The sequence below is a fragment of the Marinobacter sp. V34 genome (assembly GCF_055524115.1).
The window spans coordinates 78,937-98,300 of record NZ_JBUPZY010000014.1; the positions used below are offsets into that span (position 1 = coordinate 78,937).

A 19,364-nucleotide genomic window follows, 5' to 3' on the forward strand; every position below is an offset into this window, starting at 1 on the left:
TTACTCTGGTGGTAACAAAACCGTAGATTGTAAAACGGTAACCGCTTCGTCACTTCCACCCTGGGCTCTTGACGTTGCCAGGTAGCGTTCGAAGCAGGGTTGTCCGGGTTCGATCGGGCACACATCCGCAAGGCGCGCAAGGTGGTAGGCGGGCTGTGCGCTTACATCCGGGCCGGCGACCCCTGTGCCGGACCGGGCAGGGTTGTTGCCATCCCACTCCCACGGACTGTCGAGTATTGCCTCGCTAAAGGCTGTCACACGGGTACCTGGGGTATTCAGGATATCGTTTTCACTCTGTCGTAATGCAGCTTCGGAAGCCTGAAACGAAATTGCGCTGTCGTGAGCGTTGCTCGCCATTCGCTCCTGCATTACGGATCCCTGCATACCCCCGATGGCTAGCAGGGAGATCAGCAGCAGCATGACAAGCGCGACGATCAACGTCGCCCCGCGCTGGCGCATATTGAGGGGGCTAACACTATCCATGGACTGTCTCACTCGATTCCGGGCCGCTTTCATTACATTCTCCCCCTGAGTGCGGTGGTGCTGACGGAGATGAGTCGTACACGCCGGTCCCCGTTGTTTGCCTGGGAGACTTCACTGCCAAGCATGTCGAAATTGCGATTGTTTTCTTCGTCCAGCACTTCGTCCTGGCTTCGGGTCATGACCGAGAACCGAACGCTCACGATGGTGCTCCAGTCCGCCACCTCGTCGGCAGGGACATAGTCATCCGCAGCATTGGTTCCAACGGTATTTTCGCCGTATAGGATTTGCAGTGTTTCAACGCCAGAGACCAATTCCTGGGGGTTCTGGAGTGGTGTCATCATGCGCCGGAACAAGGCGGGTTCACCGTTGGTGCCCTGGCCGATGTAATAGGCCATCGATGTAAATTGGTAGACTCGGGTTTGAGGGTCGTAATTCAGATTGAAGTTATTACCGTTGTTGCCTGGGTTGACATTGCCGCCAGCCATTACGATGGAATCGGAATTGGCATTGTTGCTCTTCTGAAACATTTCGCCTTCAGAGCAATCGCCACGGGTGGCCAGAACGACGGATCCGGCCTCCACTCCAGAGTTGTCGGCAAGGTTAATGCTGTTACCATTCTGGGGAACGGCGGGGTTTAACGGCACACCAATAGAAGTCAGGGCATTGACAATAATGACATCGGAATTGGTGATCACGGAGCCCGCAAGATTGGCGGGCAGGTTCGTGCCAGCGGTTCCTGAGGCCCAGTTACCGGCGCCGGGCGTTGCCATGGCGTTCGCCAGCGTGACACTGTCTCCCGGGCCGGTTCCCGTGTACTCCCAACCCTGGAGGGCCTGGTCCAGAGGCACTACCAGACCGCCATTCAGACGGTTGTCGACAACCTGGTCAAGCGGCCGGCCCATTTCAGCGAGGCAGCCGAAACTGCCCGCGGAACGGAAATCCGGTGTCAGAACAGCAGAAACAAACCGGGTGCTTTCCTGCGCGTGGGCGAGGCCCTGAGTCTGGCGATAGGTCTCATTGCCGCTCAGATAAATTTGGATCACACCAAGCGTAAGAACGAGGCCGAGAGCTGTTGCAATCAGCAGTTCAACCAACGACAAGCCTGATTGGCTGGCCACAGGACAGGTATCGGGGGTAGAGGAAACGCGGAACTTTGACATGATCAAATCTGAGTCCTCACTACTACAGGGTTCATGGCCTGGTCGTTCTGGTCCCAGTCTATGGTGACTGTAACCACATTGGTAAAGAGATCCACCGCAACAGTACGCTCAGCCTCTGGAAGAAGACAGGCGAGGCTGTTTTCCCAGGCGGCAATATCATTGGCTGCAACGTTAGCATTTGCCGGTACGAAAGACGTGTCGCAATCACCACCATCGGCGCCCTGCGCGTCGTCCTGGGCCAAGGCATAGGCGCCGAGATTATCGGAATTCGCACGAATTCGGTCCAGCAAGTCCTCCGCGAGCAGAACCGCCTGGCTCCGGCTCTGGGACTGAGAGTTCATTTGCAGGGAAACGACTTGTGTTGAGGCAACGCCCAGTATGCCGATGGCAAGAACCAGGACTGTAATGAGGATCTCAATCATGCCAAGACCGGACTGGTGTCTCGGAAAAGTTAGGCCGGAGCAGTGCTTAGTGGTCTGAATCATAGTTGGAGTCACGGGCATACTTCTCCGTCATCTACTTCGGTTCGTCCAACCGGGCTTACCCGGATCCTTCGGAAGGATATGTCACCACTGGCACAGCCGACTGGAGCAATGGTAAAGGTTTGAGCGGTTTGTGGAACAAGAAACCCGCGTCGGTCAAACACCAGATCGCCTACGCTTTCGGTGAAGATAAGATTGCCAGGTGACTCGAACCCGCGAATCTGGTCGTTGGCGCAGTCCCCGGCGTCATCGCCCTCGTGCACACACCAACCGCCCTCCAGGCCACCATCGGTGCTGAACGTGACGTTTGTGCCGCGCTTGATGGCTTCTGTTCTGGCGAGTTTAATGGAGGACACCAGCAAATTCGTGCCGGTTACCAGCCGATTGCTGTCTATCAGCCTGCCAAAGCCGGGGAGAGCGACAGTCGCAATGATCGCGAGAATGACCATCGTGATGAGTAGTTCTATGAGCGTGAAACCTGCGGTTCTCTTCAACATGCCAAATTCCGTTGGTAAGCCTCAGGTTAGTAAATCAAAGGTGCCAAAGATATTCATCGCTTATTCGATGAACGGTCGAACATCCGGTATGGGCGGTATCAGCGGGCTGAAGATGAGGCTTGAGTCACACTTTAAGGCCGATCACGAGTCCTTTCGTGTTTCATGGGTCAGTGCAGGTGACGGTCGTTCCCCAGGGAAGTCTGATTTTTCCATCCCCGTCTTCGTCGTGGAGTGTCCGGATGCGACCGCCGATATTGAGGGCCAGGTAACTCATGTTAAACCCTCCGTTGGTTGACTCGGAACACGCGACAAGGCTGCCCATGGTGCCGTGACTCATACCTTTGGCAGACAATTGGAAGTAGCCTCTCCCGGCTGTTCGGGAATAAAGGCTGGACTGGCCCTTTGTGAGCGTGAACACCCGGTGGATTTTTCCGGCATCCGGTCGCTTGTCGTTGTCTCTGTCTGGAAAGACGGAGACGGTATTATTCCAGTCATCGGTGCACCGCAGCGCGGGAGAAAGCGGGCATACGGTGGTGAGGGTTTTCTGGTGAACGGCGTAGGATCGTGCAACGGCAAACATTCGGCGAGTGTCGTTGATCAAGTCGGTGTGGCGTGTTGAGGAGATAAGCCGAGTCCAGGAAGTGCTGGCTATACCGGCGAGCATTGCGATCAGTGCGAGTGTGAGAATGAGTTCAACCAGGGTGAAACCCCTGGTTTGGGCAGGGTATTGCATAGTCAACATCCATGTTGGTGGTTTGGTCGGGGCGCTTTTTTACATCCTGTAGAAAAGCGATGTGAATCTTACCCTAAATCGATGAACGATGGTTACCGACTAGAGATTTCTGAGATTTCGTTCACTCCATCCCCAGCTTTTTCAGGCGATATCGAAGCGCTCGGAAACTGATTCCCAAACGCTTCGCGGCCGCCGTTTTATTCCATCGGGTGGCTTCCAGAGCTTTCTCGATGGCTTGTCTCTCTATGCTCTCCAGGTAGTTCTCCAGATCAATCTCGCCATCCGGCACAGGGGCAGTCCCGTCATCGTTGACCTCGCCTTCCGCGATAACCTGCGTGGGTGACGACGCCGTCTGTACGCCATTTCCAAGATGCAGATCCCCAGCATCAATCTGATCGGCATCGCAAAGCGTAAAGGCGCGCTCCAGAACATTTTCGAGCTCCCTGACATTGCCTGGAAAATCGTACTGCTTGAGCCGCTCGATGGCGCCTGGGGTTAGCGAGGCGGGTTCGCACTCATATTCGTGACCTATTCTTTCGAGAATGTGTCGGGCGAGCAACGGTATGTCGTTGGGGCGTTCCCGTAACGGCGGAACTGCCAGTTCGATGACGTTGATCCGGTAGAACAGGTCTTGCCGAAAAATGCCTTCCTGAACCAGGTCTGGAAGGTTTTTGTGGGTCGCACTGAGTACCCGGATATCCACCGGAACTTCCTTCGTGTCGCCAACCGGGCGAACAGCCTTTTCCTGAATGGCTCTCAGGAGTTTTACCTGCATTGCCAGAGGCAGGTCAGCGACTTCGTCCAGAAACAAAGTGCCACCGTTGGCAGATCGAAACAGGCCGTCTTTGTTTTCAACGGCCCCGGTAAAGCTTCCCTTTTTGTGACCAAAAAACTCGCTCTCCATCAGTTCAGAGGGGATGGCTCCACAGTTCACAGCTATAAAGGGGCCGTCGCGGCGAGGGCCCTGCAAATGAATCATTCTCGCGACCAATTCTTTACCGCTACCCGATTCTCCACTGATAAAGACAGGTGCCTGGCTTCTGGCCAGTTTCCGAGTCTGGCTTCGGAGTTTCTGAATTTCTGTTGACTTGCCTAGCAACAGGCCCGGTTCATCGTCTGTGTCCTGAGTGTTGGCTTCTGCTTCAGACAAACGGAGAGCACTATTCACCAACTCTCTAAGTCGCGGAAGCTCGACCGGCTTGGACACAAAATCGAATGCTCCGGCCTTCAGGGACTCAATGGCCGTATCCATGTTGCCGTAGGCAGTAATGACGGCCACCGGGGTGCTAGGCGTATTCTGCTGTATCCACTGCACCAGATCGATACCATTGCCATCGGGCAGGTTCATGTCTGTCAGGCAGAGTTGTGGTTTGTGTTCACCCAGAAGCTTTTTCGCGCAGGTGATGTCTGGCGCGGTCAGGGTTGTTATTCCCATTCGGCTGAGTGTGATTTCCAGAAGGTCCCGGATATCGGGTTCGTCGTCTACGATCAGGGCGGTATGAGTGGTCATTGGATTGTTATCGGTTCCATGTCGTTATTCAGACTACCGGGCTTCCGGATTTGTTAGATCATCCGTCCATGGTGGGCGAATGTAATGCGGAAACAACAGCCGGGCTGGTTGCCTTCTACCAGGGACAGGTGAGCCTGATTAGCCTCGCACAGTTCTCGTGCCAGATAAAGGCCGAGCCCTGTCCCACTCTTGTCGGTTGTGAAAAAAGGTTCAAAAACAGATACGCGGTGCTCTGGAGCGATGCCCGGGCCGAAATCGCGAACATCTACATAGGCGCGCTCACCATCGCCGGTAACGCCCGCATACAGTTCGATGCGGCGTTCGCCCGTTGCCTGCTTACTATACCGGAGGCCATTGTCGCAGAGGTTTACCATCACCTGCTCAATCTGGCTGATATCAAAGCGCGCCAGGGGCAGTTCGCGTTCTGTGCGAAGCAGAATGTCGTCGGACTTCTGGTGTTCATTACTCTGGGTTTGCAGGTAATCGTCACGGAAGGCGGATAACCATTGGCCGACGTCAATCAGGTCGGTGTCGGCAGCGCGTCGTCTCGACAGGTCAAGCACGTTTTCAATGATGCCATTCACCCGGCGGGAGTGTCGTTCGATAATGTCCAGCATTTTGCGATCCCCCTCATCCAGGTTGGGAGATTCGTTCATCAACTGGGACGCGTGGCTGATAGCGCCCAGGGGATTACGAATTTCATGGGCAATACCTGCGGTTAGTCGCCCCAGGGAAGCCAACTTCATTTGCTGGGCTTGTTGCGTCACCCTGCTCATGTCATCGATAAATACCAGAATCTGGTCGCCGCGCTGCTGATCGAGCTGAGTGAAATTGGCTTGTACCACGGGCGAGGTTTGTGTGGCCTGGAAAGGTTCTGTTCTGCGGGCAGGGTCTTTCAGCCAGGCGTCTAGGCCTCTTCGGAGCGGTCGCGGCAGATTTCGTCCCCGGCTGGGTAGTTTCGTGTCCTCGGTGGTCGTGCCAAACAGCAATTCTTCCGCAGCAGCATTGGCCAGGCGGATGCGCCCAAACCGGTCGAGCACAAGAATGCCGGTTCTCATGCGTTGGATAATCTGACGATTGATCTGCTCCAGTTCGGCAATGCTGCGGGCGCGGGAACTGGCAAGTGCTTCACTGCGCAGCATGCGCCGCGATATGTATTGGAGGATAAACGCTGCGGCAAAATAAAGAATGCCCAGGGAGCCAGCGCGAACAATTTCATCGGCGGAGTCATCAAACACCAGCACGGACCAGGCCGAGATGCCCAGAGAACAGATAGCACCCAGCGCCGCGTAGAAGGTGCCGATCCTGGTAGGGGTAAGGATGTTACCTGCAGCAACAGAAACAATAACCAGATTGGCCAGCCCGTTGGTGATGCCGGTGCTGGTAACCAGGAGTCCATGCAGGAGCAGGATGTCCATCAGTATAGATACAGTGATATGGCGGCTTCTGGGCTGAAAACCTGCCAGCATTATCAGTGCGATGAAGCCATTGATGGCGAGATAGCAGACCACCCCGGCCTGGTAATAATCCATCGATCGGAAGCGGGAGTCGAAGTTTATGGGGTCCACAAACAGCAACGCCACCAGTATAACGCTGACGACGACGCGGTAGTGGTTATAGATCCGAAACAGCCGGCCCCGCTGGTTTGACGGTGGTGTATCGGTCATGGGTTGCTGATCAGGAGTGATTGGTTGTGCCATCGTCCAGTGGATATCCCGCGAGAATTCTGATGTCTTGCGGGGTTATAATAGCCTTTTAATGGCAATGAGTTACAGGAGCTGCGTTATGTCCGTGCAAAAGGATGTTCAGGGGCCAGGAAAACTTCGGGTAGTGATGGCCCAACTCGATTTTCTGGTGGGCGATATCCCCGGCAATACCCAAAAGGTGATTGAGGCGACCCGACGCGCGGAGCAGGAACATCAAGCGGATCTGGTTGTGTTCCCGGAGTTGTGTCTTACCGGGTACCCACCGGAAGACCTTTTGTTGAGGCCCAGTATGGATGTGCGCGTTGCAGACGCGCTGGAAACCTTGCGCGGGGAACATTTGGGTCCTGCTATTATCGTGGGAGCTCCGATACGGGAGGGCGCTCTACTGTACAACGCTGCAATCGCCATTGAGCAGGGAAATATAACCGGGCGCTACTTCAAGCGGTTTCCCCCCAATTACCAGGTTTTCGACGAGAAGCGCTATTTTGCGAATGGTGTGGATACCCTGGTCATGGATATCAAAGGGGTGCCAGTGGGTATTACCATATGTGAGGACATTTGGAGCGAAGGGCCGGTGGAAGACGCTGCCGCGGCAGGCGCCAGGCTGGTCGTCAACCTCAATGCGTCACCTTACGATATTGACAAGCAGGTGCGCCGAAAGGCTCTGGTAGAGCGCAAGGCTTTTGAGAATCGGGTCAGTATTGTCTACGTCAATCTGATCGGCGGGCAGGACGAACTGGTCTTTGATGGTGGCTCTGTGGTTTACGACCATTCCGGGGTGCTCGCAGCCGAAGCACCACAGTTCAGCGAAGGGCTCTATCCGGTGGACTTCGTCTGTGAACATCATTGCCAGCCAATCCCGCAGCCTGCCATTGCGGAGCCTTCGCTGGAGGAAAATGTCTACAAGGCCCTGGTCCTGGGAGTGCGGGACTACGTCAACAAGAATGGCTTTAAATCCGTTGTCCTGGGGCTCTCAGGCGGTATCGATTCAGCGGTGACACTGGCTGTTGCGGCGGATGCCCTGGGGGCCGACCGGGTACGCGCGGTGATGATGCCTTTTCGCTATACCTCGGGTATGAGTATTGAAGACGCGGAAGCCGAGGCCGTGGCCCTGGGCGTTCAATACGACGTGTTCTCCATTGAGCCGATGTACGATGCCTTTATGAAAACATTGGCGGCCCCGTTTGAGGGCACGCAACCTGACACCACCGAGGAGAACCTGCAGGCCCGGCTGCGGGGCGTTCTGTTGATGTCTCTGTCCAACAAGTTCGGTTCGCTGGTGCTGACGACTGGCAACAAAAGTGAAATGGCGGTGGGCTACTCGACCCTGTACGGGGATATGGCCGGCGGCTTTGATGTGCTCAAGGACGTTCCCAAAACCCTGGTTTTTCGCCTCGCCTGGTATCGCAACAGTGTTTCGCAGGTGATTCCAGAGCGGGTCATTACCCGTCCGCCGTCGGCAGAGCTGGCACCGGATCAGAAAGACGAGGATAGCCTGCCGGGATACGACGTTCTCGATCAGATCCTCAATCTCTACGTGGAGCGGGATCTCAGTGCCGATGCCATTGTGGCTCAGGGGTTCGACAGGGCGGATGTCGATCGCGTGGTGCGGCTGGTGGATATTAACGAATATAAGCGCAGGCAGGCGCCGATAGGCGTGAGAATTACCGAAAGGGGGTTTGGTAAGGATCGGCGTTACCCGATTACCAATGGCTGGAAAAGTGGAAAGTAGATTGCGGTAGGGCTGCCTGATTGCTCGGGCAGCCCTGCCAAATGTTATTCGTCGCCCATCAGGCCGAAGGTGACCACGCTAGACAGGGAGCGGTCCTCGCGTTTGAGGATGTCTGGCTGGAACTCTCCGTTCTCATTGAAGGCCGCGCTGTCCGGGAAGTTCTGTTTGAGCATTGCCACGGCATCCGTTGCTCCTTTTTTCAGATCCATGAAACGGAACGTTTCCGCCAGGATGACCAAGGCTTCTTCGACGGACGGCGTCGTTGAATAATTTTCGATAATGTATCGAGCTCGGTTGTTCGCTGCGATGTAGGCTTCACGGCTGATGTAATATCGTGCCGCGTAAAGTTCCAGTTCAGCCAGGCGGTTGCGGATCGCAATCATGCGCTGGCGGGCATCTGGAGCGTATTCGCTGGAGGGGTAGCGGTTCAGCAGCTCGGAAAAGTCCCGGAACGCCTGGCGCTGTTCGCCGGGGTCTCTTGCCGAAACGTCCACCGGGAAGTAGCGGGCAGCCAGGCCAATATCCAGATTATAGGATGCCAGGCCTCGCATATAGAGCGCGTAGTCGGCGTGATCGCTCTGTGGATTCAGTCTGAGAAAACGGTCTGCCGCCGCGCGGGCCCCTTCCAGGTCAAGATTCTGGTAGCGGGCATAAATGAGGTCCAATTGGGCCTGTTCCGCATAGCGGCCAAATGGGTAGTAGGTTTCCAGATAGTCGAGGTTCTGCTCGGCTTCGTTGAAGTTGCCCGAGTTCATCGCATCGCGGGCATTTTCGTAATAGGTTTGTTCCGGCAGTACTTCTTCCTGCTTATCGTTCGATGCGCAGGCACTGATGAATAACGCTGCGGTGGTGACTAGCAGTAATCGGACAACTGATCTCATGCCGGAATCCCGTATAATGGCAAAATTCGAAACGTCGGCCATTGTAACGGGGATCCGTTCACATGTGCAGTGGCACGCGCCGTGGATTCAGAAATTCTGACTCAAACGTAACACTCATACCGGCCCCGGGGGCTCAATGTCATCTGAAAACCGTATTATCGCCAGCTTCTCCATTCCACCGGAGCACAGCGACCGCCGCCTGGATCAGGCTGCGGCCGAACTGATGCCGGAGCACTCGCGCTCCCGACTGCAGGGCTGGATCAAAAGCGGCGCACTGACGGTCAATGGAAAAACCTGTAAGCCCCGGGACAAGGTAATGCTGGGCGACCGACTCGATCTGGACGCCGAGCCGGAAGCGCAAGTCAGTTGGGAAGCGGAATCGATAGACCTGGATATTGTGTATGAAGACGAGCACCTGTTGGTCATTAACAAGCCTGCGGGCCTCGTGGTCCATCCAGCGGCAGGCCACGCTGACGGTACCCTGGTCAATGCCTTGCTCAACCATGCCCCGGAAGTAGAAAACCTGCCCAGAGCGGGTATTGTGCACCGTCTCGACAAGGACACCTCCGGGATCATGGTGGTAGCGCGTAGCCTGATTGCTCACACATCGCTGGTCGACCAGTTGCAGACTCGAACCATGGGGCGGGAGTACGAAGCCATTGTTGTTGGGACCCTCACGGGGGGCTCGACGGTCGACGCACCGATTGGGCGTCATCCCCGTGAACGCAAGAAAATGGCGGTCGTGCCCACCGGCAAGCCCGCGGTAACGCATTATCGCCTGGTGGAGCGCTTTGCAGCGCACACCCACGTCCGCTGCAAGCTGGAGAGCGGTCGCACCCACCAGATACGGGTGCATATGGCCCACGTGAAGCATCCATTGGTGGGCGACCCTCAGTATGGCGGTCGGCTACGTCTGCCGAAAGGCACAACAGACGAATTGAGAGACGCACTTGCCAGTTTCCAGCGGCAGGCGCTCCATGCCCGTCAGTTAACATTGGAACACCCGCAAACCGGTGAAATACTGACGTGGGAGGTGCCACTGCCCGATGACATCGAAGGTCTGCTGGCCGCACTTCGCAAGCACGTTAAGGAGCTGGAGAACAATGACGTCTGAGCTGCCGTTGATTGTGCCTGACTGGCCCGCTCCGGCCTGGGCCCGAGCCGCATGCACGACGAGAGTGGGCGGGGTCAGTCAGGCGCCGTGGCAGTCCCTGAACCTCGGCGCGCATGTGGGAGATCGTCCCAATGACGTGGCGAAAAATCGGTCCCTGCTTGGGCAGTGGGCCGAGCCTGGCGCCCAGTCATTCGGTTGGCTTAACCAGGTTCATGGTACCGACGTTGTTGAGTTGCCGCAGTCAGGGTTGGTTACTGCGGATGCCAGTGTGACCTCGCAAACCGGGGTGGCATGTGTGGTGATGACAGCGGATTGTCTTCCAGTGCTTTTCTGCAACCCTGCCAGTGGCCAGGTGGCCGCTGCTCATGCTGGCTGGCGCGGTTTGAATGGTGGCGTCCTGGAGCGAACGGTAGAGCATCTTGGCAACCCCGCAGCAGTCCTGGCTTGGTTGGGCCCGGCCATCGGCCCCGATCAGTTTGAGGTTGGCCCCGAGGTCAGGGAGGCTTTCCTGATGAATGATTCCCAATCGGATGATGCATTCGTTGCCAACCCTCGAAATCCAACGCATTACCTTGCGGATATCTATGAGCTTGCCCGGCAGCGGCTGGCGATGGCAGGTGTGCTCCAGGTCTACGGTGGTGAATTCTGTACGGTGACCGATAGTGAGCACTTTTTCTCGTATCGTCGAGACGGGCAGACAGGGAGAATGGCAAGCCTGATATTCATCTCATGATGCTCGTCAATTTTCTGACACTTTCCTGTCCGATCTGCTTGAACTCCGATCAATCGCCCCTACATTAACTGTCAAAGCAGACGCAATGTCGCCGATGGATGTCTCCAATCGGTTAAGTGACAGAGATTTGGGAAGACGGGATTATGAGAATCGACAAACTGACCAGCAAACTCCAGACCGCACTGGCCGATGCCCAGTCCCTGGCGGTAGGCCGGGATCACAACTTTATTGAGCCTGTGCACCTGATGCAGGCGCTGATGGACCAGGAAGGCAGCTCCATCAAGCCGCTGTTGAAGCAGTCAGGCGCCGAGCCTTCTCGGATACGCCAGGCTGTGGCTCGGGAAATCGAGAACCTGCCGGAAGTGCAGGGCTCTGCCGGCGATGTCTCGATGTCAAACGATATGGGGCGGCTATTCAATATTGCTGACAAGCTGGCGCAGAAGCGTGGCGACCAGTTTATTTCCAGCGAATTGCTGCTGCTGGCGGCACTTGAGGATCGGGGTAGTCTCGGGCGGGTTCTGCGGGAGCAGGGCGTCGACAAATCAGCGTTGGAGCGTGCCATCGAAGACGTTAGGGGTGGTGAATCGGTTGACGATGCGTCTGCGGAAGAAAATCGCCAGGCGCTCTCCAAATACACCATTGACCTGACAGAGCGTGCCGAGGCTGGCAAGTTGGACCCGGTGATTGGCCGCGATGATGAAATTCGTCGAACTATCCAGGTGCTGCAGCGTCGCCGCAAGAACAATCCGGTGCTTATCGGTGAGCCTGGTGTGGGCAAGACTGCGATCGTAGAAGGACTTGCGCAGCGAATTGTCAATGGCGAGGTGCCGGAAGGGCTCAAGAACAAGCGTGTGCTGTCTTTGGATATGGGTTCGTTGATTGCGGGCGCCAAGTTCCGGGGTGAGTTTGAGGAGCGTCTTAAATCCGTGCTGAATGAGTTGGCCAAGCAGGAAGGGCAGATCATTCTGTTTATCGACGAAATTCACACTATGGTCGGTGCGGGTAAAGCGGAAGGCTCAATGGACGCCGGCAACATGCTCAAGCCCGCTCTGTCGCGCGGGGAGTTGCATTGCGTGGGCGCCACCACTCTTGACGAGTATCGCGAAAATATCGAGAAAGATGCTGCCCTCGAGCGTCGGTTTCAGAAGGTTTTGGTCTCCGAGCCCAACGAGGAAGACACCATCGCGATTCTCCGTGGTCTGAAGGAGCGTTACGAAGTTCATCACGGAGTGGAAGTCACAGACGGTGCCATCATCGCAGCGGCGAGGTTGTCTCATCGTTATATCGCCGATCGCCAATTGCCCGACAAGGCCATTGACCTGGTTGATGAAGCTGCAAGTCAGATTCGCATGGAAATGGACTCCAAGCCCGAAGCGCTGGATCGCCTCGAGCGGCGCCTGATCCAGTTGAAAATTGAACGGGAGGCTTTGAAGAAGGAAACCGATGCAGCCTCCAAGAAGCGGCTTTCCGAGCTCTCGGATGTCATCTCCGGTATCGAGCGTGAATACGCAGACCTGGAAGAAATCTGGAACACCGAAAAAGCGGCTCTGCATGGCTCCCAGAAGATCAAGAGTCAACTGGAGCAGGCCCGGATAGATCTGGAAAATGCCCGCCGTGCCGGTGATCTCGGCCGTATGTCTGAGTTGCAGTACGGCCAGATTCCCGAGCTGGCTCGCCAACTGGATATGGCGAGCCAGGCGGAAATGATGGAGATGAAGCTGCTGCGAAACCGCGTGACCGACGAGGAGATCGCCGAAGTGGTTTCCAAGTGGACGGGTATTCCGGTTTCCAAAATGCTGGAAGGCGAACGCGACAGGCTGATGCGAATGGAGGAGGCCCTGCATGGCCGAGTTATCGGCCAGGATGAAGCGGTTGAGGCCGTGTCCAATGCAGTTCGTCGATCCCGTGCAGGTCTGTCAGATCCTCACCGCCCCAACGGCTCTTTCCTGTTCCTGGGGCCAACGGGTGTGGGTAAAACCGAACTCTGCAAAGCTCTGGCATCGTTCCTGTTCGACACTGAGGAGGCCATGGTCCGAATCGACATGTCCGAGTTCATGGAAAAACACTCCGTCGCCCGGCTGATCGGTGCGCCTCCGGGATACGTTGGCTATGAAGAGGGTGGTTACCTGACCGAAGCGGTCCGCCGCCGCCCCTACTCGGTGTTGCTGTTGGATGAAGTTGAAAAGGCACACCCGGACGTATTCAACATCCTGTTGCAAGTGCTGGAGGATGGGCGCCTCACCGATGGTCAAGGCAGAACGGTAGATTTCCGTAACACCGTCATAGTAATGACCTCAAACCTGGGATCGGACATCATTCAACAGAAAGCGGGTGAGGAAAACTACGAGTCGATGAAAAAGGATGTTATGGACGTAGTGGGTACTCACTTCAGACCGGAATTCATTAACCGGGTGGATGAAGTGGTGGTGTTCCATCCGCTGGCTGAAAGTCAGATCCAGGGCATTGCCCGGATTCAGATTAATGCTCTCGGAAAACGCCTGAAGGAGCAGGAGATGTCGTTAATACTGGACGACGCTGCGATGGAGCTGCTGGCGGAAGTTGGCTACGACCCCGTTTATGGGGCTCGTCCTTTGAAGCGGGCTATTCAGCGGATGATTGAGAACCCGCTGGCCCAGAGGTTGCTTCAGGGAGATTTCCTGCCTGGCGATACCATTCGCGGTTCAGTCAAGGATCACGGCTTGGAATTCGCGAAGGCGTGATGGTTTGATCAAGAAGGCGGAGCATTGTGCTCCGCTTTCTTGTTATGGATCTGAGAGGTTCGTTGGGATCAGGCCTCGGAAGCCTCACCGCAGTTTTCTTCTGCTATTGTTTCAAACTGCTGTTTCTTTTCCTCAATTTCTTCTGGGGTAAGGTAGCGAAGTTCTCCTTCCTCTTCGATGCGAATTCGGCTGTTTCTCTGGATCACCGCCAGGTTATCTTGTGCTGTTTCACAGTTGGCTGCCCGTTGTTTGCGGCGGGCCTCCTCGACAGCGCTTTCCTCCCGTCGTTCGCTTTCCTCGGCTTCTCGGCTTTCGAGCTCTTCCACCTGTTCTTGCGGGCTCATGCGGTTGTTCTCGGATGATGTGCCAGTGCGTATATTGACAGACTGTGCCTGTTGCCCGGTTGGCTGCCGATCACCAAAGTGCGTAACCCCGTCTTCGTCAGTCCATTTATACACGGAAGCCGCGAAAGCCATTGCAGGTGTCGCTGCCAGAAGTGCTGCCAGGGTGAGGGTTTTTCTGTTCATGCCGTTGCTCATTCCGCGTTAGCCTTGTCGAAGCACCGCCGGTAGCGGCACAGTCTCTATGTTAGCCTATGTTTATCATGCCATTTGTAAAGGCAACTTTCTTTAATCTGGTTCAAATAGTTGAGCAAAGTATGGCAGACGTTCGGAGGGGAAGGACAGAGAATAGCGTTGCCGCTATTGACAGGGAGTTTAGCGCTGTCAAAATTACCGATTGCCTGAAGACTGGGGTCAATACGGCAGGCAATCCCGAGCGAGTATCCCCCGTTAATTACCACACTGAATGCCCCGCGCAGGTCGCGGACTGGTTGTTGCTTACGTGCAACCCGTTGATTGGTCGTTCTCCGCAACCCTCAGGAGGGCGGCCGGCCAGGAGACAACCTCTTTTAGCTGGTGTGGCGGAGTATCCGGTTCAGCTTTCACAAGAAGCATGGTATCCGGACATCCAGGCAACCGGGACGTTTCCCGGCTCATTCACTCGTAGAAGAGGGTAGAACATCGTGGAGTTATTGTCTGGCGCCGATATGCTGATCCGGTCCCTGCAAGATGAGGGGATCGAATACATATATGGCTATCCGGGTGGTGCAGCGCTGCATATTTATGACGCGCTGTTCAGGCAGGACAAGGTTAAGCACATTCTGGTGCGTCACGAGCAGGCAGCGGTCCACATGGCCGACGGTTACGCACGTGCCACCGGATTGCCGGGCACCGTACTGGTGACCTCGGGTCCTGGAGCCACCAACACCATCACTGGCATCGCCACCGCATTTATGGACTCCATCCCGATGGTGGTTCTGTGCGGTCAGGTCGCATCCACCCTGATTGGCGAAGATGCGTTCCAGGAGACCGATATGATCGGTGTCTCCCGGCCCGTTGTGAAACATAACCTGAGCGTCCGTCATCCGGAAGAGATTCCCGAGATCGTTCGCAAGGCCTATTACATTGCCTCGACAGGGCGCCCCGGGCCGGTTGTTGTTGATATCCCGAAAGATATGACAACGCCGAACGAACGCTATGAGTATGTCTTCCCCAAGAAGGTCAAGCTCCGTTCGTACAATCCGGCCATTCGTGGCCACGCCGGGCAGATCAAGAAAGCCGTTGATATGCTCATGGCGGCGAAGCGTCCCATTATTTATGCGGGCGGCGGTGTCATCCTGGGTAAGGCGACGGATCAACTGACCGAGTTGGTCAGGATGTTGGGTTACCCGATAACCAACACACTGATGGGCATTGGTTGTTATCCGGCCTCCGATACTCAACACATCGGCTGGCTGGGCATGCATGGCACCTACGAATCCAACATGGCCATGCATCATTCGGATCTGATCCTGTGTGTGGGTGCGCGATTCGATGACCGGGTGACCAACGCGACAGAGAAGTTCTGTCCCGGTGCCCGCATTGTCCATATCGATATCGACCCGGCCTCCATCTCCAAAACCATTGATGCGGACGTTCCCATCGTTGGCCCGGTGGATGCAGTGCTGAAGGAAATGATCACTCTCGTCAAAGAGAGTGAGGAAAAGCCCGACACCGACGCAATCGCCGCGTGGTGGAAGCAGATCGAAGAGTGGCGGGCGTTTCATGGCATGCGTTACGAAACCAGCCCGGATGTCATCAAGCCGCAGGAAGTGGTGGAGGCGCTCTGGAAGCTTACCAACGGTGAAGCCTTTGTGACCTCCGATGTGGGTCAGCACCAGATGTTTGCAGCGCAGTACTACAAGTTTGATAGACCCAATCGCTGGATCAACTCCGGCGGCCTTGGCACCATGGGCTTCGGCCTGCCGGCGGCTATGGGGGTCAAGTTGAACTTCCCTGATGACGAGGTGCTTTGCATTACCGGTGAAGGCAGTATCCAGATGAATATCCAGGAGCTGTCGACCTGTAGTCAGTACGATATTCCGGTAAAGGTCATCAATCTGAATAACCAGGCCCTTGGTATGGTCAAGCAGTGGCAGGACATGAACTACGAGTCCCGTCATTCCCAGTCCTACATGGAGTCCCTGCCTGACTTCATCAAGCTGGCAGAGGCCTATGGCCATGTCGGTGTCCGTATCGACCGGAAGGAAGATCTGGTGCCTAAGCTCAAAGAAGTGCTGGCGATGAAAGATCGGCTGGTTTTCGTTGATATCTACGTGGACCGTTTTGAGCACGTCTACCCGATGCAGGTGGCCCGTGGTTCCATGAAGGACATGTGGCTCAGCAAGACGGAGAGGGTCTGATCATGCGTCGAATCATTTCTGTTTTGCTTGAAAACGAGCCCGGTGCACTGTCCCGTGTTGTTGGTCTGTTCTCGCAACGTAACTACAACATTGAAACTTTGACGGTTGCGCCGACCGAGGACGAAACCCTGTCGCGCCTGACGGTAACAACCACAGGCTCGGACAAAGTCATCGAGCAGATCACCAAGCAGCTCAACAAGCTGATTGAAGTGGTCAAGCTTGTGGATCTGACCGAGGGCTCCCACATCGAGCGCGAGTTGATGCTGGTCAAGCTCAAGGCGACCGGGTCCCAGCGTGCCGAAATTAAACGCACGGTCGATATTTTCCGTGGCCAGATCGTGGATGTCACCAGCTCCGTCTATACCGTCCAGTTGGCCGGTGCCAGTGAGAAGCTGGACGGCTTTATTCAGGCGGTGGGTACCTCGGGTGTGCTTGAGGTCGTTCGCAGCGGGGTTTCGGGCATCGCCCGTGGTGAAAAGGTCTTAAGTCTGTAACAGGCGCTGACATCATTCTGTACAATGACGGCCTTTAAAAGGCCAATACAATATATAGAGGTTTTCCATGCAGGTTTATTACGATAAGGATTGTGATCTTTCCATCATCCAGGGCAAGAAAGTTGCCATCATCGGCTTTGGCTCACAGGGTCACGCTCATGCGTGCAACCTGAAAGAGTCCGGTGTGGATGTAACGGTTGGTTTGCGTCCAGGTTCTTCTTCCATTGCCAAGGCGGAAGCTTATGGCCTGAAAACCAGTGACGTTCCGTCAGCAGTTGCCGCAGCGGATGTGGTTATGGTCCTAACGCCGGACGAGTTCCAGGCGCAACTGTATAATGCCGAAATCGAGCCGAACCTGAAGCAGGGCGCTACGTTGGCATTTGCCCACGGTTTTGCGATCCACTACAACCAGATCGTGCCGCGCAAGGATCTGGATGTGATCATGATCGCCCCGAAAGCACCGGGCCACACTGTGCGCACCGAATTTACCCGTGGCGGCGGTATCCCCGATCTGATTGCTATCTTCCAGGATGCTTCCGGTAACGCCAAGAACCTGGCGCTCTCTTACGCCAGTGGTATCGGTGGCGGCCGTACCGGCATCATCGAAACCACCTTCAAAGATGAGACTGAAACCGATCTGTTTGGTGAGCAGGCGGTTCTTTGCGGTGGTACCGTTGAGCTAGTAAAGGCGGCCTTCGAAACACTCGTGGATGCGGGTTACGAGCCTGAAATGGCGTACTTCGAATGTCTGCACGAGCTGAAGCTGATTGTTGACCTGATGTACGAGGGCGGTATCGCTAACATGAACTACTCCATCTCCAACAACGCGGAGTATGGTGAGTACGTGACCGGTCCTGAGATCATTAACGAGCAATCCCGTGAAGCCATGCGCAACGCATTGAAGCGCATCCAGACCGGTGAATACGCCAAGATGTTCATTCAGGAAGGCAGCAGCAACTACCCGTCCATGACGGCCCGTCGCCGCATTAATGCCGAGCATCAGATCGAGACAGTCGGTGAAAAACTGCGTTCCATGATGCCCTGGATCTCCGCGAACAAGATTGTGGACAAAGACAAAAACTGATCCGGTACTTCGGACTGGTTTGAAAAACGCGGCCCGGGTGGCCGCGTTTTTCGTATATACTCCGCCTAAATGCTTTCCGGAGTGATTGGAATGACTGATGAAAAGAAGCAGGCCGAAACACAGGCTGAAAAGACAGATGTTAAGGGGCGTTCAAACGCGTCTGGTCATGAGCATGACATCGAGTCCGGCGAAGTCGTCGAAGAAGAGCTCGTAGAGGGAGCGCCGGTTCGTCGCAAGGGAATTTACCTGTTGCCCAATGCGCTGACAACGGCGTCGCTGTTCTCTGGTTTCTACGCGATCGTTTCCGCCGCAAACGGCGTATTCGACAATGCTGCGATTGCGATCTTCGTATCCATGATCCTGGATGGGCTTGATGGACGTGTTGCCAGGCTGACCAATACTCAGAGCAAGTTTGGCGAGGAGTACGACAGTCTCGCGGATATGGTCGCCTTCGGTGTGGCGCCGGGGATGGTGGCGTTCTTCTGGTCGCTCAACAACCTCGGCCAGGTTGGTTGGGCCATCACCTTTATCTATGTGGCTGGTGCTGCTTTGCGGTTGGCGCGATTCAACACCCAGATCGGGTCCATGGACAAAAAGTTCTTTGTTGGGCTGCCTAGTCCCGCAGCTGCGGCGTGCGTTGCTGGATTGGTCTGGTGTTTTCATATAATGGAGCCTGCGAGTTGGCTAACCTTTATGACAATTGTGGTCGTTGGCGGTTGTGGCGTGCTGATGGTCAGCAATATTCTTTATAAGAGCTTTAAGGACCTTGATATGCGGGGGCGAGTGCCTTTCGCTGCAATACTGCTGGTAGTTCTGATGTTTGTGGTTGTTGCGCTCGATCCAGCAACGGTCCTGTTTAGCGGGTTCCTTCTTTATGCGCTCTCGGGGCCGGTGTTTGCGTTGTTTAGAAAATCGCGCCGCTCGGCAGGCGAATCGACGTGATCTCGGTCTAAATAATGAGCTTTTTGCTCACCGTTTGAGCGGCGTTATAGGTGCTAACCGAAACAGAGTAAAAATAATTGATTAACCTCGTTGACACATTCTCAGGGCTCTGTAGAATGCGCATCTCTTTCGAGGGGAACGCCACTGAGGCGGGCCAGAAATTGAAAGGCAACCGTTTGAATTTATTGGCAGTTTTTCGGTTTTAAATCGAAGTCAAAATAAACGGTTGACAAGGCGGTGATTCGATGTAGAATACGCCACCTTGATCGGGCAAGCCCCGAACGCTCTTTAAAAAGTTAACCAAGTAATTCGTGTGGGCGCTGGCCGAGGTATTTCGGATACGAAATATC

The 19,364-nt window shown here is 55.4% G+C and carries 17 protein-coding genes; 8 read left to right on the top strand and 9 right to left on the bottom strand.

The window, feature by feature from the left end; all coding sequences use genetic code 11:
* The 7 genes from AC0B60_RS18865 to AC0B60_RS18895 form a co-directional block, all read right to left on the bottom strand.
* Window positions 1-516 carry a pilus assembly PilX family protein gene (locus AC0B60_RS18865; RefSeq protein ID WP_465087412.1) on the bottom strand — a complete coding sequence of 172 codons (516 nt, stop codon included), beginning with the start codon at window positions 514-516 and terminating at the stop codon, window positions 1-3.
* Complete coding sequence (locus AC0B60_RS18870) at window positions 516-1,643, bottom strand: PilW family protein (RefSeq protein WP_465087413.1); 1,128 nt, start codon at window positions 1,641-1,643, stop codon at window positions 516-518. Before AC0B60_RS18870 ends, AC0B60_RS18865 begins: the two co-directional genes overlap by 1 nt.
* A gap of 2 nt (window positions 1,644-1,645) precedes the next feature.
* Window positions 1,646-2,146: a type IV pilus modification protein PilV gene (gene pilV, locus AC0B60_RS18875; RefSeq protein WP_465087414.1), complete on the bottom strand. Its 501-nt coding sequence runs from the start codon at window positions 2,144-2,146 to the stop codon at window positions 1,646-1,648.
* On the bottom strand, window positions 2,137-2,622 hold the full coding sequence (locus AC0B60_RS18880) for a GspH/FimT family pseudopilin (RefSeq protein ID WP_421840995.1): 486 nt from the start codon (window positions 2,620-2,622) through the stop codon (window positions 2,137-2,139). The genes pilV and AC0B60_RS18880 overlap by 10 nt, the downstream gene beginning before the upstream one ends.
* 160 nt (window positions 2,623-2,782) lie before the next feature.
* Window positions 2,783-3,355, bottom strand: a complete 573-nt coding sequence (locus AC0B60_RS18885) for a GspH/FimT family pseudopilin (protein ID WP_421840993.1) — start codon at window positions 3,353-3,355, stop codon at window positions 2,783-2,785.
* Between the two features lie 121 nt (window positions 3,356-3,476).
* The gene (locus AC0B60_RS18890; protein WP_421840991.1) at window positions 3,477-4,865 is read right to left on the bottom strand and encodes a sigma-54-dependent transcriptional regulator; all 1,389 of its coding nucleotides are present in this window, start codon (window positions 4,863-4,865) and stop codon (window positions 3,477-3,479) included.
* 53 nt (window positions 4,866-4,918) lie between these two features.
* Window positions 4,919-6,532, bottom strand: coding sequence for a sensor histidine kinase (locus AC0B60_RS18895; RefSeq protein WP_465087427.1), 1,614 nt, complete (start codon window positions 6,530-6,532; stop codon window positions 4,919-4,921).
* Between the two features lie 118 nt (window positions 6,533-6,650).
* On the opposite strand from AC0B60_RS18895, the gene AC0B60_RS18900 reads away from it, so the two are divergent.
* Window positions 6,651-8,303, top strand: coding sequence for an NAD+ synthase (locus AC0B60_RS18900; protein ID WP_465087415.1), 1,653 nt, complete (start codon window positions 6,651-6,653; stop codon window positions 8,301-8,303).
* Window positions 8,304-8,347: 44 nt separating this feature from the next.
* Here AC0B60_RS18900 and AC0B60_RS18905 read toward each other — a convergent pair whose 3' ends face one another.
* On the bottom strand, window positions 8,348-9,184 hold the full coding sequence (locus AC0B60_RS18905; protein WP_465087416.1) for an outer membrane protein assembly factor BamD: 837 nt from the start codon (window positions 9,182-9,184) through the stop codon (window positions 8,348-8,350).
* Between the two features lie 136 nt (window positions 9,185-9,320).
* Between AC0B60_RS18905 and rluD the strand changes: the two genes are divergently transcribed.
* The 3 genes from rluD (at window position 9,321) to clpB (ending at window position 13,751) form a co-directional block, all read left to right on the top strand.
* Window positions 9,321-10,298, top strand: coding sequence for a 23S rRNA pseudouridine(1911/1915/1917) synthase RluD (gene rluD / locus AC0B60_RS18910; RefSeq protein ID WP_465087417.1), 978 nt, complete (start codon window positions 9,321-9,323; stop codon window positions 10,296-10,298).
* The gene (gene pgeF, locus AC0B60_RS18915) at window positions 10,288-11,031 is read left to right on the top strand and encodes a peptidoglycan editing factor PgeF (protein ID WP_465087418.1); all 744 of its coding nucleotides are present in this window, start codon (window positions 10,288-10,290) and stop codon (window positions 11,029-11,031) included. The genes rluD and pgeF overlap by 11 nt, the downstream gene beginning before the upstream one ends.
* Before the next feature lie 143 nt (window positions 11,032-11,174).
* Complete coding sequence (clpB, locus tag AC0B60_RS18920) at window positions 11,175-13,751, top strand: ATP-dependent chaperone ClpB (RefSeq protein ID WP_465087419.1); 2,577 nt, start codon at window positions 11,175-11,177, stop codon at window positions 13,749-13,751.
* A 68-nt stretch (window positions 13,752-13,819) separates the two neighbouring features.
* Here the strand turns inward: clpB and AC0B60_RS18925 are convergent, their stop codons facing one another.
* Window positions 13,820-14,278, bottom strand: coding sequence for a DUF4124 domain-containing protein (locus AC0B60_RS18925; RefSeq protein WP_465087421.1), 459 nt, complete (start codon window positions 14,276-14,278; stop codon window positions 13,820-13,822).
* A gap of 497 nt (window positions 14,279-14,775) precedes the next feature.
* On the opposite strand from AC0B60_RS18925, the gene AC0B60_RS18930 reads away from it, so the two are divergent.
* From AC0B60_RS18930 to pssA, 4 genes are all read left to right on the top strand, one after another.
* Window positions 14,776-16,494, top strand: a complete 1,719-nt coding sequence (locus tag AC0B60_RS18930) for an acetolactate synthase 3 large subunit (protein WP_465087423.1) — start codon at window positions 14,776-14,778, stop codon at window positions 16,492-16,494.
* A 2-nt stretch (window positions 16,495-16,496) separates the two neighbouring features.
* Window positions 16,497-16,988 (top strand): acetolactate synthase small subunit, encoded by a 492-nt coding sequence (gene ilvN / locus AC0B60_RS18935; RefSeq protein ID WP_007155058.1) that lies wholly within the window; start codon window positions 16,497-16,499, stop codon window positions 16,986-16,988.
* Window positions 16,989-17,055: 67 nt separating this feature from the next.
* Window positions 17,056-18,072, top strand: a complete 1,017-nt coding sequence (gene ilvC / locus AC0B60_RS18940) for a ketol-acid reductoisomerase (RefSeq protein WP_465087424.1) — start codon at window positions 17,056-17,058, stop codon at window positions 18,070-18,072.
* 90 nt (window positions 18,073-18,162) lie between these two features.
* Entirely contained in the window at window positions 18,163-19,014 is an 852-nt protein-coding gene (gene pssA, locus AC0B60_RS18945) for a CDP-diacylglycerol--serine O-phosphatidyltransferase (RefSeq protein ID WP_465087426.1), read from the top strand.
* Window positions 19,015-19,364 lie beyond the last annotated feature (350 nt).

Excerpts from the sequence above, each read along its gene's own strand:
- pgeF (WP_465087418.1), top strand. The coding sequence starts at position 10,288 with ATGACGTCTGAGCTGCCGTTGATTGTGCCTGACTGGCCCGCTCCGGCC.
- AC0B60_RS18895 (WP_465087427.1), bottom strand. The coding sequence starts at position 6,532 with ATGACCGATACACCACCGTCAAACCAGCGGGGCCGGCTGTTTCGGATC.
- AC0B60_RS18885 (WP_421840993.1), bottom strand. The coding sequence starts at position 3,355 with ATGCAATACCCTGCCCAAACCAGGGGTTTCACCCTGGTTGAACTCATT.
- ilvC (WP_465087424.1), top strand. The coding sequence starts at position 17,056 with ATGCAGGTTTATTACGATAAGGATTGTGATCTTTCCATCATCCAGGGC.
- AC0B60_RS18890 (WP_421840991.1), bottom strand. The coding sequence starts at position 4,865 with ATGACCACTCATACCGCCCTGATCGTAGACGACGAACCCGATATCCGG.
- pssA (WP_465087426.1), top strand. The coding sequence starts at position 18,163 with ATGACTGATGAAAAGAAGCAGGCCGAAACACAGGCTGAAAAGACAGAT.
- AC0B60_RS18925 (WP_465087421.1), bottom strand. The coding sequence starts at position 14,278 with ATGAACAGAAAAACCCTCACCCTGGCAGCACTTCTGGCAGCGACACCT.
- AC0B60_RS18865 (WP_465087412.1), bottom strand. The coding sequence starts at position 516 with ATGAAAGCGGCCCGGAATCGAGTGAGACAGTCCATGGATAGTGTTAGC.
- ilvN (WP_007155058.1), top strand. The coding sequence starts at position 16,497 with ATGCGTCGAATCATTTCTGTTTTGCTTGAAAACGAGCCCGGTGCACTG.
- rluD (WP_465087417.1), top strand. The coding sequence starts at position 9,321 with ATGTCATCTGAAAACCGTATTATCGCCAGCTTCTCCATTCCACCGGAG.
- AC0B60_RS18870 (WP_465087413.1), bottom strand. The coding sequence starts at position 1,643 with ATGTCAAAGTTCCGCGTTTCCTCTACCCCCGATACCTGTCCTGTGGCC.
- AC0B60_RS18880 (WP_421840995.1), bottom strand. The coding sequence starts at position 2,622 with ATGTTGAAGAGAACCGCAGGTTTCACGCTCATAGAACTACTCATCACG.
- pilV (WP_465087414.1), bottom strand. The coding sequence starts at position 2,146 with ATGCCCGTGACTCCAACTATGATTCAGACCACTAAGCACTGCTCCGGC.
- clpB (WP_465087419.1), top strand. The coding sequence starts at position 11,175 with ATGAGAATCGACAAACTGACCAGCAAACTCCAGACCGCACTGGCCGAT.
- AC0B60_RS18905 (WP_465087416.1), bottom strand. The coding sequence starts at position 9,184 with ATGAGATCAGTTGTCCGATTACTGCTAGTCACCACCGCAGCGTTATTC.
- AC0B60_RS18900 (WP_465087415.1), top strand. The coding sequence starts at position 6,651 with ATGTCCGTGCAAAAGGATGTTCAGGGGCCAGGAAAACTTCGGGTAGTG.